Source organism: Sphingomonas sp. YR710 (assembly GCF_900101455.1).
GTDB lineage: Bacteria > Pseudomonadota > Alphaproteobacteria > Sphingomonadales > Sphingomonadaceae > Rhizorhabdus.
The window spans coordinates 170,060-186,810 of the sequence record NZ_FMZJ01000004.1; the positions used below are offsets into that span (position 1 = coordinate 170,060).

General features: G+C 62.2%; 12 protein-coding genes. 3 read left to right on the forward strand and 9 right to left on the reverse strand.

Features of this window, described 5'->3' with window-relative positions; genetic code table 11:
• Nucleotides 1–90: 90 nt before the first annotated feature.
• Together BLS13_RS06865 and BLS13_RS06870 are read left to right on the forward strand one after the other, a co-directional pair.
• Nucleotides 91–1,311, forward strand: a complete 1,221-nt coding sequence (locus tag BLS13_RS06865) for an NADP-dependent isocitrate dehydrogenase (protein ID WP_093450870.1) — start codon at nt 91–93, stop codon at nt 1,309–1,311.
• A 170-nt stretch (nt 1,312–1,481) separates the two neighbouring features.
• Complete coding sequence (locus tag BLS13_RS06870) at nt 1,482–3,269, forward strand: cation:proton antiporter domain-containing protein (protein ID WP_093450872.1); 1,788 nt, start codon at nt 1,482–1,484, stop codon at nt 3,267–3,269.
• 76 nt (nt 3,270–3,345) lie between these two features.
• Here BLS13_RS06870 and alaS read toward each other — a convergent pair whose 3' ends face one another.
• From alaS to dapA, 9 genes are all read right to left on the reverse strand, one after another.
• Nucleotides 3,346–5,991: an alanine--tRNA ligase gene (gene alaS / locus BLS13_RS06875; RefSeq protein WP_093450874.1), complete on the reverse strand. Its 2,646-nt coding sequence runs from the start codon at nt 5,989–5,991 to the stop codon at nt 3,346–3,348.
• A 72-nt stretch (nt 5,992–6,063) separates the two neighbouring features.
• Nucleotides 6,064–6,606: a DUF4019 domain-containing protein gene (locus BLS13_RS06880; protein ID WP_093450876.1), complete on the reverse strand. Its 543-nt coding sequence runs from the start codon at nt 6,604–6,606 to the stop codon at nt 6,064–6,066.
• 1 nt (nt 6,607) lies between these two features.
• Nucleotides 6,608–6,955 (reverse strand): VOC family protein, encoded by a 348-nt coding sequence (locus BLS13_RS06885; protein ID WP_093450878.1) that lies wholly within the window; start codon nt 6,953–6,955, stop codon nt 6,608–6,610.
• Entirely contained in the window at nt 6,955–8,028 is a 1,074-nt protein-coding gene (gene recA / locus BLS13_RS06890; protein WP_037527621.1) for a recombinase RecA, read from the reverse strand. Before recA ends, BLS13_RS06885 begins: the two co-directional genes overlap by 1 nt.
• A gap of 109 nt (nt 8,029–8,137) precedes the next feature.
• Nucleotides 8,138–10,552, reverse strand: a complete 2,415-nt coding sequence (locus tag BLS13_RS06895; RefSeq protein ID WP_093450879.1) for a hybrid sensor histidine kinase/response regulator — start codon at nt 10,550–10,552, stop codon at nt 8,138–8,140.
• A 57-nt stretch (nt 10,553–10,609) separates the two neighbouring features.
• Nucleotides 10,610–12,649, reverse strand: coding sequence for a M13 family metallopeptidase (locus tag BLS13_RS06900; RefSeq protein WP_093450881.1), 2,040 nt, complete (start codon nt 12,647–12,649; stop codon nt 10,610–10,612).
• Nucleotides 12,650–12,706: 57 nt separating this feature from the next.
• Nucleotides 12,707–13,273, reverse strand: coding sequence for a DUF2062 domain-containing protein (locus tag BLS13_RS06905; RefSeq protein WP_093450883.1), 567 nt, complete (start codon nt 13,271–13,273; stop codon nt 12,707–12,709).
• The gene (gene smpB, locus BLS13_RS06910) at nt 13,270–13,752 is read right to left on the reverse strand and encodes an SsrA-binding protein SmpB (RefSeq protein WP_093450885.1); all 483 of its coding nucleotides are present in this window, start codon (nt 13,750–13,752) and stop codon (nt 13,270–13,272) included. Before smpB ends, BLS13_RS06905 begins: the two co-directional genes overlap by 4 nt.
• Nucleotides 13,752–14,627, reverse strand: a complete 876-nt coding sequence (gene dapA, locus BLS13_RS06915) for a 4-hydroxy-tetrahydrodipicolinate synthase (protein ID WP_093450886.1) — start codon at nt 14,625–14,627, stop codon at nt 13,752–13,754. Before dapA ends, smpB begins: the two co-directional genes overlap by 1 nt.
• Nucleotides 14,628–14,778: 151 nt before the next feature.
• On the opposite strand from dapA, the gene BLS13_RS06920 reads away from it, so the two are divergent.
• Nucleotides 14,779–16,746 (forward strand): lytic transglycosylase domain-containing protein, encoded by a 1,968-nt coding sequence (locus BLS13_RS06920; protein WP_256325745.1) that lies wholly within the window; start codon nt 14,779–14,781, stop codon nt 16,744–16,746.
• The last annotated feature ends 5 nt before the right edge of the window (nt 16,747–16,751 follow it).

Consider the following 16,751-nt stretch of genomic DNA (forward strand, 5'->3'; position numbering starts at 1 on the left):
TTCGTTGCAATGCACCACCGGAACGGTTGATTGCGGCGCGAGGCTGCAATAGGGACCAAGCAAATTTCCCCTCCCCGGAGAATGAGAGACATGGCGAAGATCAAGGTTAAGACCCCACTCGTCGAAATTGACGGCGACGAAATGACGCGGATCATCTGGCAGTGGATCCGTGAACGGCTTATCCTTCCCTATCTCGACATCGATCTCGAATATTATGACCTGAGCGTCGAAAAGCGCGACGAGACCAGCGATCAGATCACCATTGATTCCGCCAAGGCGATCCAAAAGTATGGCGTTGGCGTGAAGTGCGCGACGATCACCCCCGACGAAGCCCGTGTCGAGGAATTCAAGCTCAAGAAGATGTGGAAGTCGCCCAACGGCACGATCCGCAACATCCTGGGCGGCGTCGTATTCCGCGAACCGATCGTCATCAAGAATGTCCCCCGGCTGGTGCCGGGCTGGACCGATCCCATCGTCGTCGGTCGTCATGCGTTCGGTGATCAGTATCGCGCGACCGATTTCAAGGTGCCCGGTCCCGGCAAGCTGCGCCTCGTCTGGGAAGGCGATGACGGTCAGGTGATCGACGAGGAGGTGTTCACCTATCCTTCGTCCGGCGTGGCGCTGGCAATGTACAATCTCGACGATTCGATCCGCGATTTCGCCAAGGCCAGCATGAACTATGCGCTTGATCGCAAATGGCCACTCTATCTGTCGACCAAGAACACGATCCTCAAGGCTTATGACGGCCGCTTCAAGGATCTGTTCCAAGAGGTGTTCGACGCCGATTTCGCCGACAAGTTCAAGGCCGCTGGCATCGTTTACGAGCATCGCCTGATCGATGATATGGTCGCCAGCGCGCTCAAGTGGAGCGGTAAATTCGTCTGGGCCTGCAAGAATTATGACGGCGATGTCCAATCCGACACGGTTGCACAGGGCTTCGGTTCGCTGGGGCTGATGACGTCGGTGCTGATGTCGCCCGACGGCAAGGTCATCGAGGCTGAAGCCGCGCACGGCACGGTCACCCGCCACTATCGCATGCACGAGCAGGGCAAGGCGACCTCGACCAATCCGATCGCTTCGATTTTTGCCTGGACCCAGGGCCTCAAGTTCCGCGGCAAGTTCGACGACACCCCCGATGTTGTGAAGTTCGCCGACACGCTTGAGCGGATCTGCATCCAGACCGTCGAACAGGGCGGCATGACCAAGGATCTTGCAATCCTGATCGGCCCCGATCAGCCGTGGATGACCACCGAGCAATTCTTCGAGACGGTTCGCGTCAACCTTGAAAATGAAATGGCAAGCTGGGCCTGATCGATCACGGCTGGGCCTTCGGGCCCGGCCGCCTTTGCCGCCCGGACGGCCGCTGAGGGCCGCGCCTTTCCGGCCGGCGCACAACCCAATTTCCTACATCATCCGCCACTTACCGCCGACTCGTGCCATCGCGGGTAGCAATTTGCTACGTCTGCGGCCACTATCCGCCAATGGCACTTTCCCTTGGTTCGACGGGCTTTTCCGACACGCTGGTGATTCTTGCTGCGGCCGGTCTCGTCATTCCCGCATTCACCCGGTTTCGGATCACCCCGGTCATCGGCTTCATTCTGGTCGGTGCGCTCGTCGGCCCGAACGCGCTCGGCATGCTCGTCGATCGATTCCCATGGCTGTATTATGTCACGATCAGCAACCCCCACGCTATCGAGCCATTCGCCGAATTCGGGATCGTCCTGCTGCTGTTCTCCATCGGTCTCGAACTTTCGTTCCGGCGGCTCTGGGCGATGCGTGCCACCGTGTTCGGGCTGGGATCATCGGAACTTTTCTTCTCGGCCGCCGCAATTGGCGGCGGGCTGTTCCTGATCGGTGAAACCTGGGGCGGCGCGCTGGGCCTCGGCCTCGCGCTGGCGCTATCCTCCACCGCGCTTGTCCTCCCGATGGTCGGCACCACCGGCGCCGTAGGCCGGCATGCTTTTGCGATGCTGCTGTTCGAGGATCTCGCGCTGGTCCCGATCATCTTCGTGCTCGGCGCGCTCGCCCCTTATGGCGACAATGCCGGCTGGGACGGCCTCGCCCGAACCATCGGCTTCGGCGCGGTCACGATCGCGGTCATGATGGTCGGCGGTCGGCTGCTATTGCCGCGCTTGTTCGCGCAAGCATCGCGGGCAAAGAAGCCCGAACTGTTCCTGTCGGCGAGCTTGCTCGTCGTAATCCTCGCCAGCGTGGCGACCGCCACCGCCGGACTGTCGCCGATCGTAGGTGCGCTGCTCGCCGGCATCCTGATCGCCGAAACCGATTACCATGCCGAGGTCGAAATCGTCACCGCGCCATTCACTGGCCTCGCGCTTGGCGTGTTCCTGATCACCGTGGGCATGTCACTCGATCTCGCGATGATCATCGCCAATTGGCATAATCTGATCATGGCGGTGATCGGCGTTGTACTGGTCAAAGCGGTAATCACGGCCGGAATGCTGCGCTTTTCTGGCGCGCAGCCGGCCGTGGCCGCCGAAACCGGCTTGCTGATGGCCTCTCCGTCCGAAACCACGCTGATCGTGCTCGGCGTGGCTGCACAGGCACGGCTGATCGACATGCAGACGGCCGCCTTCTGGCAGGTCGTGACCGCGATCGGCCTCACCATCACCCCCCTGCTCGCCCGAATCGGCCATGATCTGGCCCGCAAGGTCGCGAGCCGATCGGAAGCGGCGCTGGAAGACATGCCGGACACCGTGGCCGGTAAACCGCAGGCGATCATCGTCGGATTTGGACGCGTTGGCCGGCTCGTCGCGCAGATGCTGCAGGCCCATAATCGGCCCTATCTGGCGATCGATGCCGATATCGATGTGATCGCCCATGCCCGCCAACGCGGCTACCATGCGATGTTCGGCGATATTTCTCGACCCGGGATGATCGAACATCTCACGCTCGACAAAGCGAGCGCCCTCATCCTGACGATGGACGATCCGGTACTGCTCGTCCGGATGGCACGGCGCGTGCGCTCGCTGCATCCGGATCTGACGATCGTGGCGCGCGCACGCGACCCGAATCATGCCGCCGAACTTTACCTCGCCGGCGTTACCGACGCCGTGCCTGAAACGCTCGAATCATCGCTACAACTGTCCGAAGCCGTGCTCGTCGATCTGGGCGTGGCGATGGGACCGGTGATCGCATCGATCCATGAAAAACGCGCCGAACTGCGTGCAAAAATCATGGAGATGGGCAATCTCGACCGCGAGCCGAGGATACGGCGCGTCCAGCTTGCGGATGGCAATAATGACGTGTAAAATCAGATAGATATAGATACACCTTCATCATCATGCTGAACTATTTCAGCATGATGATGAGTGATTGCAATGGGCGCTATGACGCCAGCGCCTCGCGAACCACAGCCACAGCCTCTGTCGCCTTGCTGCCATCGGGGCCGCCGCCCTGCGCCATATCAGGCCGGCCTCCGCCGCCCTGCCCGCCCAGAGTCGCAACCGCGCGCTTAACGAGATCGACCGCACTGAAACGCTGCATCAGATCGTCGGTGACGCCGATCGCCACGCTCGCGCGGCCTTCGTTGACGGCCAACACCATGGCAACGCCCGATCCGATCCTTGCTTTTGTTTCATCAACAACGCCGCGCAACCCCTTGGGATCGAAGCCTTCAAGGATCTGGGCCAGAAAGTTTACGCCGCCGATATCTTCGGGGCCCGCGGCATCCGCCTTCGCGCCGCCGCCACCCAGCGCCAGTGCCTTTCTGGCCTCGGCCAGTTCGCGTTCGAGCCTACGACGATCCTCGACCAGCACCGCAACACGTGCCGGCACTTCGTCAGGTGAGGTCTTCAGCGCAGCAGCTGCTTCTTTCAGCCGGTCTTCGCGCGCCGTCAGCCACAAGCGGGCGGCTTCCCCAGTAACAGCCTCGATCCGCCGCACGCCGCTGGCAACCGCGCTTTCGGAAACGATCTTGAACAAGGCGATGTCGCCGAGCGCCGACACATGGGTGCCCCCGCACAGTTCGACCGAATAGCTTGCATCATCGGCGCGGCCCATCGAGAGCACGCGAACCTCGTCGCCATATTTTTCGCCGAACAGCGCCATCGCACCGGCTTCGATAGCATCCTGTGGTGTCATCAGGCGGGTGCTGACCTCCTCATTTTCGCGAATGTGGAGGTTCACCTCCGCCTCGACCACCGCGATATCCTCCGCCGTCAACGGTCGGGGTTGCGCGAAATCGAAACGTAGCCGATCGGCCGAGACCATGCTCCCCTTCTGGGTGACATGGCCACCGAGCCGGTGGCGAAGCGCGGCGTGGAGCAGGTGGGTCGCGCTGTGATTGGCACGGGTGCGCGCGCGCCGATCCTTGTCGACCACCAGATGGAGCGCGTCGCCGGGCCTCACGCTGCCCGCGCGAATGATCGCATGATGGGCGTGAATACGGCCGAGCGGCTTGGACGTGTCAGTCACATCGATCGATAGCCCGTTATCGCCGGTGATCGTGCCGGCATCGCCATTCTGGCCGCCGCTTTCACCGTAAAAGGGCGTCTGGTTCAGGACGAGCATCACCTCGTCGCCTTCGGAGGCGCTATCGACGCGCTGGCCGCCCTTGACGATCGCCAGCACCTGGCCGTCGCCCTGTTCGCTAAGATAGCCGGTGAATTCGGTACTACCGTGTTCCTCGGCGATATCGAACCACACTTCATCCGACGTCTTTTCGCCCGACCCCTTCCATGCGGCGCGCGCGGCGGCCTTTTGTTCGGCCATGGCAGCGTCGAAGCCGGCACGATCGACACCAAGATCCTGCGCCCGCAGCGCATCCTCGGTCAGGTCATAAGGGAAGCCGAATGTATCGTAGAGCTTGAACGCGACCGCACCGGGCAGCACGTCGCCCTTCGCCATCGAACCCGTCGCTTCATCGAGCAGGCGCAGGCCGTTGGCGAGTGTCTGACGGAAACGAGTTTCCTCGAGCTTCAACGTTTCCTCAATCAGCGGCTGCGCGCGGACGAGCTCGGGATAGGCGACTCCCATTTCGGCAACGAGCGCGGGGACGAGCCGATACATCAGCGGATCGGCCGCGCCCAGCAGATGCGCATGGCGCATCGCACGGCGCATGATCCGGCGCAGCACATAGCCGCGCCCTTCATTGGCCGGCAGCACGCCATCGGCGACCAGAAAACCGCTCGCGCGCAGATGATCGGCTATCACACGGTGCGATGCCTTATTCGCGCCGGTGGTTTCGGTTTTCGTCAGTTCGCCAGACGCCCCGATCAGCGCACGGAACGTATCGGTATCATAATTGTCATGGACGCCCTGCAGGACGGCGGCGATGCGCTCGAGCCCCATACCGGTGTCGATCGACGGGCGCGGCAAATCGATGCGGGTTGCCTTGTCGACCTGCTCATATTGCATGAAGACGAGGTTCCAGATCTCGACGAAACGATCACCATCCTCATCGGGGCTGCCCGGAGGGCCGCCGGGAATATGGTCGCCATGATCGTAGAAGATTTCCGAACAAGGGCCGCACGGACCCGTATCGCCCATCGACCAGAAATTGTCCGAGGTCGGGATGCGGATGATCCGGCTTTCGGGCATGCCGATCTTGCGCCACAGCCCGAACGCCTCGTCATCGGTATGATAGACGGTGACGGTGAGTCTGTCGGGTGAGATGCCCCAGGTGCCCGTGATCAAGTTCCAGGCCAGGCTGATCGCCCGTTCCTTGAAATAATCGCCGAACGAGAAATTGCCCAGCATCTCGAAAAAGGTGTGATGCCGCGCCGTATAGCCGACATTGTCGAGATCATTGTGCTTGCCGCCGGCCCGCACGCATTTCTGCGACGAAGTCGCTGTGGAATACGGCCTCGATTCGAGCCCGGTGAAGACGTTCTTGAACGGCACCATGCCCGCGTTCACGAACATCAAGGTCGGATCATTGTGCGGCACAAGCGGCGCAGACGGGACGAGCGCATGCCCTTCACCGGCGAAATGATCGAGGAAGGAGCGGCGAATGTCGTTAGTCGATGTCATGTCTGTCGCTTAGGCGAGACTGCAGCGATATGGAAGATCATGTCATCGCCATAAGCGCCATTCAGGCTGCAGTCATCGCGATACGCATCCGAACAGCCTCGGCAGTTTGTCGCGCTGTTCGGGCACCATCTGCCCAGCCGCCTGACGATCAATGAAATTCTGTTCCTCGCGGACGATCCTGAACTGTCCGTCCGCGACCTGATGCCACATCAGATAGCCGCACATCAGTTCGAGATTCGCAAAATGCGCCGTGAAATCAACGGCTGCATAGAGGCCGGGTTCGGGCGCGTCGGGCGGATCGCGATACCAAGTAAAACCGGTAAGCTGGACATCACCGGGCTTGCCGGCATTGGTCAGAAACCGCTCGGCGGTATCCCGAAACAACTCCGCGGTCAGATAGGACCGCATGCTGCTGGCGATCATCGCATAAGCACGATCGTAACGCCGTGCCTGCTTGTCCTTCAGATAGGCCTTCGTGGCATCGATGAGCGGGCGCGCCGCCGGATCGCTGCGCGACGTTTCGGCCACCGGCTTCGCGGCTGGCGCGGCGCCCGCCGCCACCCCCAACAGCAGGACACCGGCCGACATCCACGACAGGCACCGGCCAACCTTCATCTCAGGCTTCCGGTTCGTTTATATAGACGGCGAGCTCGTTGCCAGATGGTTCGCGAAAATGAAACCGTCGGCCGCCCGGGAAAGCAAAGATCGGTCTTACGATGATGCCGCCCGCCGCTTCAACAGCAGCGAGCGCGGCATCGAGATCATCGACCTCGATCACCGCCAACGGCGCGGTCGCGGCATCGGACAGGTCGCCATGCAGGCCGAGATCGCAGCCATTGCCCATTGTCGCCGCATAATCGGGCCCGAATTCGGTCAACGACCAGCCAAACGCCTGCTGGAAGAAGGACCGGCTGGTAGCAACCTGGCCAGCCGGCAGCTCGACATAATTTAGCCGCGCGTTCATCACAGATCGTCGTCGGGTTCGGGGCCGGTCATCATCGTATCGGCGACACCGGCGGCATTATCGCGAATTGCCTGTTCGAGTTTTGCGGCCATTTCAGGATTTTCGCGCAAATAGGTCTTCGAATTTTCGCGCCCCTGCCCGAGCCGGATCGAATCATAGCTGAACCAGGCACCCGACTTTTCGACGATACCCGCCTTCACCCCCAGATCGAGCAATTCGCCGACCTTCGAAATGCCCTCGCCATACATGATGTCAAACTCGACCTGCTTGAATGGCGGCGCGACCTTGTTCTTGACCACTTTCACGCGCGTGGCATTACCGACGATATCGTCGCGATCCTTGATCTGGCCGGTGCGGCGGATGTCGAGGCGGACCGAGGCATAGAATTTCAGCGCATTGCCGCCGGTTGTCGTCTCCGGCGAACCATACATCACGCCGATCTTCATGCGAATCTGGTTGATGAAAATCACCAAGCAACGCGAGCGGCTGATCGAACCGGTGATTTTGCGCAACGCCTGGCTCATCAGCCGCGCCTGCAGGCCGACATGGCTGTCACCCATCTCGCCCTCGATCTCGGCCCGCGGCACCAATGCCGCCACCGAGTCTATCACGAGTACGTCGATCGCGTTGGAGCGCACCAGCGTATCGGTAATCTCCAGCGCCTGCTCGCCGGTATCGGGTTGCGAGATGATCAGTTCGTTGATGTCGACGCCCAATTTCCTGGCATAAGCCGGGTCGAGCGCATGTTCGGCATCGATGAACGCCGCAGTGCCGCCGGCTTTCTGCGCCTCGGCGATCGCATGGAGCGCCAGGGTGGTCTTGCCTGAACTTTCCGGTCCGAAGATCTCGACGACGCGCCCGCGCGGCAAGCCACCGATACCAAGGGCGATATCGAGCCCCAGCGATCCGCTCGACACGGCTTCCACCTGCATCGTCTCGCGCGACCCGAGCTTCATCGCGGAGCCCTTGCCGAACGCCCGATCGATCTGCGCCAGCGCGGCATCGAGCGCCTTTTGCCTGTCTAGATTTGCCACGTCCTTGGGAGATCCTATCAGTTTCAACTGTGCCGACATTCGTTCAGCTCCCTCGTAGATAGCGCGTCCGATATGTTCAATGCGTTGTTTGTACCCCAATCGTTCCATAAGAACAAGAGCGGAACATATCGAAACTCTACACGGATTTTCAGTGCTTTACGGTCTCCGCCAGGACATCCTTCGCGGCGGAACATATCTGCTGCACCGAGAAGGGCTTGGGCAGGAAGCCGATTCGATCGATATCGATCGAGCGGCGCAGTTGCTCCTCGGCATAGCCCGACATGAAAATGATCGGGAGATCGGGGCGGACTTTCCTGGCAAGCCGCGCCATCGTTGGGCCGTCCATCGCCGGCATCACGACGTCGGAAATCACCAGATCGACCTGCGTGTCGCCTTCCAATATCTCCAGCCCTTCGTCGCCATTGGTCGCGGTCAGCACCGTATAGCCCTGGCGGGTGAGCGCGCGTTCAGCGACCGCCCGGACCATCGCTTCATCCTCGACGAGCAGAATCGTGCCCGTGCCCCACAATTCGGTGCTCGCTTCCTTGGCGATCCTGACGGCGACGGGCGCATGATCGGTCGCCTCATGGACGGGCAGGTAGATCACGAAGCTGGTGCCCTTGCCAATTTCGGATTCGGCAAAAATGAAGCCCTCGGTCTGCTTGACGATGCCATAGACGGTCGAAAGGCCAAGCCCCGTGCCCTTGCCAACCTCCTTGGTTGTGAAGAACGGCTCGAATATCTTGGTGATGACTTCCGGCGGTATGCCGCAGCCGGTGTCCGATATCTTCAGCGCCGTATATTCGATCATCGGCATGATTTCGATATTCAACCGCCGCACATCGGCGATCGACATGGCATAAGTCTGGATCGTCAATGTCCCGCCATCGGGCATGGCATCGCGGGCGTTGACCGCCAGATTGACGATCACCTGCTCGAGTTGCCCCGGATCGGCGCGGACGGTTCCGAGATTACGGCCATGCGATACGTTGAGCGTGACGGTTTCGCCAAGCAACCGTTTTAGAAGATTGGAAATTTCCGATATGACATCGGGCAGCTGCAATATTTGCGGTCGCAATGTCTGCTGCCGCGAAAAGGCCAGCAGCTGACGGGTCAGCGCTGCCGCCCGGTTCGAATTATGCTTGATCTGCTGGATGTCGTCATAGTCGCTGTCTCCCGGCATGTGCCGCATCGCCATCAGATCGCAATGGCCGATGATCGCAGTCAGGATATTGTTGAAATCGTGCGCGACGCCACCCGCCAACTGGCCAACCGCCTGCATCTTCATTGCCTGCGCCACCTGCCGCCGCAGGCGGGTCTCCTCACTATTGTCCTTGAGGCTGAGCAACACCGCCGCTTCGCCCAGGCCCTTTGCGGCGGCCAGCGTCAAGGTGACGCTCTCCTCCGGGCGTTCCTTGAGCCGCACCGCCAGATCGCTCGATTTGCCCCGGCCCGACGCCAGCCGTCGCACGGCATCCGAAACCATCGCCTTTTCGTCTTCGACGACGAGATCGCTCGGATAGACGATCGTCGCATCCGGAGTGAGTCCGGCAGCGCGGATGAAGGGATCGTTCATGAACAACACCCGTCCATCCCGTTCGGCGAGCGCCAGACCGAGCGGCAGCATGCCGAGCAAACCGTGCAAATGAATCGTCGCCAGCGCCTGCCGTTCGCTCCGCAACCCGATGTCGCGATCCTCGTCCACGATCAGGAAGAGCATGGCCCCGGCGCTCTCATCCCGATCCTCGAGCGCGATCTGAATCACCCGTAGGGGATTACCCAGCTCGCCTTCGCGGGCAAACCGGATGACCTCGTCCTGCGTCGATAGCAGCTGGGCGAAAGACCAGCCTTCGGCCGTCGCATCGGCAGCCCCCAACGCACGCTGTAGAAAGACGCTATTGGCGCCAAGCCCGCGCCCCGCCACATCGACAAGCGCGACCATCACACCGGCAGTGCCAAATCGCTGACCGCTTTCGCCAGAGATCAGCCGCAACGCGTCCGAAAGGCCGTCGCCTTGCGCCGCCTCGCGAAAACGCCAGATCAAATGCCCCTGATTTTCGCCGGCACGGCGCACGATGACGTCGATTTTCCCCCGCTCGGACCGCAGGCCATCGACTGCCGCGCCGCCGTCCCGCCGGGCTGCGCGTCCGGCTGCGGCGATCCGCTGCACCGTTTCAGGCGGCAGAGGCAATGCCGGCGGCGTCGGCAACCCGCCAAACCAGCGTTCGAACTGCCGATTGGCGCAGACCAGCCCGCCATGAACATCGGTGATCGCCACCAGTGCCGTGGCATCTTCAACCGCACCCAACACCAGATTCCAATCGATCTGGCGCTCCGGCAGGGAATCCACCCGCGACCGAAACAGGCCCAGCAGCGCCATCAGCCCCATGACCGAGGCAAAGCCTGCAAGGAATATGAAGGCCAGCAGCGGCATGTGCGTCGCGACCGCGATCAACATCGCCATACCGGCTGCCGACAGCAGCCCGAGCGCAATCAGCGCGGCATTGAGGATCGGTCGCGAAGGCTCCCGGGAAAGCGGAGCGGCGGAGAAATAAGTGGCCATGGCCCATCTGTTCCCCACCGCTCCGGTCCGTCAAGCCGGCAATAGCCGAGGCGGTTTTTACCAGACCCTGATGCGATCGGCCGGCGCCAGATAGAGCTTGCTACCAGCCTTGGGATCATAGGCCTTGTAGAACGGATCCATATTACGGACGATCGACACGCGCTCGATCGATGGCGAGTGCGGATCGGTCAGCAACCGCTGCCGCAGGTTCGCCTCGCGATAATTGCGCCGCCACACCTGCGCCCAACCGAGATAGAAACGCTGATCTCCGGTCATGCCGTCGATCACCGGTGCCTCTTTCCCGCCCAGAGACATCTTGTAGGCATCATAGGCTACCGTCAGACCCGCCAGATCCGCCATATTCTCGCCCAGCGTCAGCGCGCCCTGAACATGCATGCCGGGCAGCGGCTCATAGCCGTCATATTGCTTGACCACCTTGTCGGTCAGCGCCGTGAAGCGCTTGACGTCCTCGGGTGTCCACCAGTCGACCAGCGCGCCGTGCATATCATATTTGCGGCCCTGATCGTCGAAATGGTGGCTGAGTTCGTGGCCGATCACCGCGCCGATGCCGCCATAGTTCACCGCCGGATCGGCATTGGGATCGAAGAAAGGTGGTTGCAGGATGGCGGCCGGAAAGACGATCTCATTCATCACCGGATTGGCATAAGCGTTGATTTCCATCGGCGTCATGAACCACTCGCTGCGATCGAGGGGCTTGCCGAGCTTGTTGAGCCCACGCTGCCACTCGAAGATGTTGGCGCGCCGGACATTCCCCACCAGATCGCCGCGCTTGATCTCCAGCGCCGAATAATCGCGCCATTTGGTAGGATACCCGATCTTCGGCGTGAAAGCGGCCAGCTTCTCGAGCGCCTTGGCCTTGGTTTCCGGCGCCATCCATTCGAGCTTATTGAGCCGCGCGCCCATCGCCGCGATGACGTTCTTCACCAGCGCGTCGGCGGCGGCCTTCGTCTCCGGCGTAAAATAGCGATCGACATAGGCTTTGCCGAGGTCCTCGCCAATATTGTCCTTGACCAGGTTCACGCCACGCTTCCACCGCGCCGAATTTTGGGGCGTGCCGGACAAGGTCGTCTGGTTGAATGCAAAGTCGGCATCGACGAACGGCTTGGACAGATAAGGTGCATAAGCGTTGATCGTGTTGACCAGCAGATAATCCTTGAGCACCGGCAGCGGCGTATCGGCCAGCACCCTGGCGGTGCCGGTGAACGCACTCGGCTGCGCGACCAGATAGCTCTTCTGGCCATCGACGCCGGCGGCCTTCAGGAAGGCGTCCCAGTCGAAGCCAGGCGCGGTCTTGTCGAAATCGGCGCGGGTCCATTTGTTGTAGGTCTTGTCGCTGTCGCGCGAATCGATGCGGGTCCAGTGGACCTTGGCCAGTTCGGTCTCGAACCCGACGATCGCGGCTGCGCGGGCGGCCGCATCGGGCTCGCCGGCGAGATCGAGCAGCTTGGCGACGAAGGCCTGATAGGCGGCCCTGGTCTCCACAATCTTCGCGTCGGTCTTCAGATAATAATCACGGTCGGGCATGCCGAGGCCGCCCTGGGCGGCACTGACGATATATTGTTCGGGATATTTGTCGTCCTGCCCGACATACACGATGAACGGGCTGTTCACGCCTTCCTTGCGAAGTTCGGCAAATTTGGACGCGAGCGCGGCCTTGCTCGTCACGGCCTTGATGCCTGCAATCGCGGGTTTCAGCGGCGCGATGCCCGCCGCATCGACCGCCTTTTCATCCATGAAGCTTGCATAGAAATCACCGGCCTTGGTGCCGGGAGATTTCGCCAGTTCATCCAGAATCGCGCGGCTGCGCGACGTCGAGAGTTCGTCGAGCACGGTGAACATGCCGAAATTCGAGCGATCCGGCGGGATCGGCGTGTTTTTTGCCCAGGCGCCATTGGCATATGCATAAAAGTCGTCACCTGGGGCAACGCTGCGATCCATACCGCTCTCGTCGAAACCGAACGTGCCATATTGCGGCTTCACCGTGGCCGCCTGCACCGCCGTGCCGCCGATGAGCAGCGCTGATGTCGTGGAGACGAGCATGGTGCTCGCCCCGAGGGCGATAAGAAATTTCTTCATGAAAACCTCGGTGTATGATCTGACTATGACGCTGGGATACCATCCCTGCGCCAGCGATCAAGCCCCCGGGGTGATCACGCGATCGCGGGTGCGCTGCGCCCATTTGCGCCCGATCCGGACGCGCCAGACCAGGCCGGCCAGCAGATAGCCGATCGAGGCGGCGATCGTAGCAATCACGAACAGCCCCAGAACCAGCGAGGGCGCCGCCGTCGACGCCAGCCAGTTCCCCCATTCGCCAAGCGCCGCCCCCTCATCGATCATCCGCGCCATCGTCCCGGCATCTACGGCAGCGCCCATGAAGCGGCTGCCGACCAGGATCGACGAATAGAGGATGAACGGCGTGGTGATCGGATTGCTGAGAAATGTCATCACCACCGCAACCGGAACATTGGCGCGGCATGGCAAGGCCAACAGGGCCGCGCCCCCCATCTGGATGCCGGGGATCATCAGGAAGATGCCGACGATGATGCCCAGTGCCACGCCGCGCGGCACGGATCGGCGGGTGAAGCGCCACAGACTCGGTTCGAGGATCCTGTGCGCGACCGGGCGCAGCCAGCCGATCCGCTCGATTGATTCGCGGGTCGGCGCGTTGCGGCGCCACCAGTCGCCGAGCCGGGTCGTCATCCCCGGTCGCGCATCAGCCGACCCTGCTCGCGCTTCCAGTCGCGGGCCTTTTCGGTATCGCGCTTGTCGTGGAGCTTCTTGCCCTTGGCGAGCGCCAGTTCGACTTTGGCGCGCCCCTGTGCATTGAAGTAGATCGAAAGCGGGATCAACGTCATGCCGTCGCGTGTCACGGCATGCCGCATCTTCTCGATCTGGCGCGCGTGGAGCAGCAATTTGCGCGGCCGCTTCGGCTCATGGTTGAAGCGGTTGCCATGGCTGAACTCGGGGATATTCGCGTTGATCAGCGAAACCTGTTCGCCCTTCACCTCGGCATAGCTCTCCGCGATCGACCCTTCGCCGAAACGCAGCGACTTCACCTCGGTGCCGGTGAGCGCGATCCCAGCCTCGAAGAAATCCTCGAGGAAATATTCGTACCGCGCCCGCCGGTTTTCGGCGACGATCTTCGTCTTTTCGAATTCGGCGGGGCGCGGGCGAACCATCAGATCAGCCCGGCATGCACCAGAGCGGCATCGACAGCATCACGGCTCGCCTGCGACGGCGGAGTCATCGGCATGCGCAGATCGGCGGGGAAACCGGGTACCACACGCGCCATCGCATATTTGATCGGACCGGGCGATGCATCGGTGAACAAAGCCGCATGCAGCGGGAAGAGCTTGTCCTGCAGCAGCAGCGCATCGGCCCAGCGTCCTTCGGCACAGGCCGTCTGAAATAAGGCGCACAGGCGCGGCGCGACATTGGCGGTCACCGAAATGCACCCCACGCCGCCCATCGCCATGAAGCCCAGGGCCATGTCGTCATTGCCCGAAAGCTGGCAAAAATCGCTGCCGCAGGCGAGCCGCTGCGCCGCCACTCGCTCCACCTTGCCGCTCGCATCCTTGATGCCGATGATCGAAGGCAGAAGGGCGAGCTGCGCCAGCGTGTCGACGCTGATGTCGGTCACGGTGCGCGCGGGCACGTTGTAAACCACGATCGGCAGGTCGCAATGCTCGGCGAGATAACGATAGTGGAGCAAAATGCCGTCCTGATTCGGCCGGTTATAATAAGGCAGCACCACCAGCGCCGCCGCCGCGCCCGCGGCTTTGGCATGATGCATATGTTCGAGTGCAACCTTGGTATCGTTCGATCCGCAACCGGCGATCACCGGCACCCGGCCCGCGGCTTGCTCGATGCAGACCCGCACGACATGATTATGCTCCTCGATCGACATCGTCGCGCTCTCGCCGGTCGTACCGCAGGGGACGAGCGCGCTCGATCCTTCGGTGATTTGCCAGTCCACCAAAGCGCGAAACTGCGCCTCGTCGAACGTTCCGTCGCGAAACGGCGTCACAAGGGCAGGTATCGAACCACGAAACATCTTGCTCTCCCTTCACCTTGAACGCAGGACGCGCCATAATAGAGCCATGATCAACAGCAGAATGCCCGGCCAGCTCCAAGCGACGCGCAGGCGCGCTGCGCCCCATAGGTTTGCACGGGCCGCGATGTCCAGCCGCGCGCACCGTCTTTTTATGCCGGGGCTTCTCCTCATCTCCACCGCGGCGCTCGCGCTGATGGCATCGCCCGAGCAGCTTACGCCGCGGGCAGACCCTGTCGCGCCGGGCTTTTCCGGGTGGAACGAGGCAAGCCTGCAGGCGTCGATCAACGAATGGCGGCGGCTGCGCGGCAACGATCTGCTGCCGTTCCAGGATTATGCGACCTTCCTGACGGCGCACCCCGGCTGGCCGGGCGAACTGGCGATGCGCAAGGCCGCCGAGCGCCGGATCGATCCCAACAGTTACAGCCCGCGCGACGTGGTGATGTTCTTCACCCGCTTTCCTCCGCAAACCGGCACCGGGCAGGCGCGCTATGCCGAGGCGCTCTCCTCGACCGGGCGGAACAGCGAAGCCCGCACGGCTGCGATCGCGGCCTGGACGATGAAGGGGCTCACCCCCGACGACGAGACGCGGCTGATGGCCCGCTTCGCCAGCCAGTTGACCCCGGCGGATCACGACAAGCGTATGGAACGGCTGTTGTGGGACCGTTCGGCGGCGGCCGCCAGTCGGCAGATCGCCAATACCTCACCGGCCAGACGCCCGTTATTCGATGCCCGACTCGCCCTGATCCGGAACGATCCCGATGCCGCCGTCAAGGCGTCTGCCGCGGGCGATGCCGTCAACCATGATCCGGGCTACATGCTCGACCGCGCCCGCTGGATGCGCGATCATGCCAACAGCGCGGGCGCCCGCATCTGGCTGGCGCAGTCGCGCGATCTTTCAGCCCTGCCCTTCGATCCCGCCAACTGGCTCAACACGCTTTTGAGCTTCGCGCAGGCCGCCGCCGCCGATGGCCAGAACGATCTGGCGTTCGATATCGCCCGCCATGCCGAGGCGACCTTCCCGCCCGGCACCCAAATACGCAACCGCAGTTTCGACGAACGCGATGACTATACCAGCCTGATGTGGCTGGCGGGCACCGTCGCGCTCGAAAAGCTCCACCGGCCGGCCGACGCGATGACGATGTTCGATCGCTACGCCCGTGCGGCTCAAAGCCCTCAGAGCCAGACCAAAGGCTGGTATTGGGCGGGGCGCGCGGCCGAACAGGCATCGCGCCCCGATTGGGCGCAAAGCTATTTCGGCCAGGCAGCGATCCACGTCGACCAATTTTATGGCCAGCTTTCGAACGAGCGGCTGAATCGCGATCTTGCGATCCCCGCCGAATCGCCAAAGAATATCGTATCGCCCGCCGATCGCGCTTCGTTCGAGGCGAGCGAGGTCGTGCGCGTCGCCCGGTTGCTCGGTCGCACGGGGCAATGGCAGGACCAGACCATTTTCCTCCGCCTGATCGCTCAGAATGCCAAAACCGACACCGATCACATCCTGGCCGGCGAACTCTCACAGTCGATCAACCGCCCGGATCTGGGGGTGATGGTCTCCCGCGCGGCCCGCACCAGCGGGACGGTCGATCCGGTGCGCATCGGTTTCCCCGAAGTGCCGGTCCCACCCGCGATGGAAAGCCACTGGACGATGATCCACGCGATCTCGCGGCAGGAAAGCCAGTTCGACCGGCAGGCGACGAGCCGCACAGGCGCGCGCGGGCTGATGCAACTGATGCCGGCCACGGCGCGCGAACAGGCGGAAAAGCTCGGCCTGCCGTTCGACGCCGGACGGCTTGGCGATGTCGGCTATAATGTCATGCTGGGATCGGCCTTCTTCGATCGGCTGCTGACCTATTATGGCGGCAACTACGTGCTGGCGATCGCCAGCTACAATGCGGGACAGGGCAATGTGAACAAGTTCATCCGCGCCAACGGCGACCCTCGCCTGCCTGGCGCCGACATTGTGCGATGGATCGAGGCGATTCCGTTCACCGAAACGCGTGGCTATGTGCAGCGCGTGCTGGAGAATGCCGTCGTATATGACCTGCTCAACCCGTCCCGAACGCGCAATGCCCCGCACAATCGTTTGTCGACCTATCTCGGCAAGGTCAGTCCCGGCTGATTTTG

Coding starts and splice junctions, on each gene's coding strand:
- BLS13_RS06920 (WP_256325745.1), top strand. CDS start 14,779: ATGCCGGGGCTTCTCCTCATCTCCACCGCGGCGCTCGCGCTGATGGCA.
- BLS13_RS06900 (WP_093450881.1), bottom strand. CDS start 12,649: ATGAAGAAATTTCTTATCGCCCTCGGGGCGAGCACCATGCTCGTCTCC.
- BLS13_RS06865 (WP_093450870.1), top strand. CDS start 91: ATGGCGAAGATCAAGGTTAAGACCCCACTCGTCGAAATTGACGGCGAC.
- BLS13_RS06880 (WP_093450876.1), bottom strand. CDS start 6,606: ATGAAGGTTGGCCGGTGCCTGTCGTGGATGTCGGCCGGTGTCCTGCTG.
- smpB (WP_093450885.1), bottom strand. CDS start 13,752: ATGGTTCGCCCGCGCCCCGCCGAATTCGAAAAGACGAAGATCGTCGCC.
- BLS13_RS06895 (WP_093450879.1), bottom strand. CDS start 10,552: ATGGCCACTTATTTCTCCGCCGCTCCGCTTTCCCGGGAGCCTTCGCGA.
- dapA (WP_093450886.1), bottom strand. CDS start 14,627: ATGTTTCGTGGTTCGATACCTGCCCTTGTGACGCCGTTTCGCGACGGA.
- BLS13_RS06885 (WP_093450878.1), bottom strand. CDS start 6,955: ATGAACGCGCGGCTAAATTATGTCGAGCTGCCGGCTGGCCAGGTTGCT.
- alaS (WP_093450874.1), bottom strand. CDS start 5,991: ATGACATCGACTAACGACATTCGCCGCTCCTTCCTCGATCATTTCGCC.
- BLS13_RS06905 (WP_093450883.1), bottom strand. CDS start 13,273: ATGACGACCCGGCTCGGCGACTGGTGGCGCCGCAACGCGCCGACCCGC.
- BLS13_RS06870 (WP_093450872.1), top strand. CDS start 1,482: ATGGCACTTTCCCTTGGTTCGACGGGCTTTTCCGACACGCTGGTGATT.
- recA (WP_037527621.1), bottom strand. CDS start 8,028: ATGTCGGCACAGTTGAAACTGATAGGATCTCCCAAGGACGTGGCAAAT.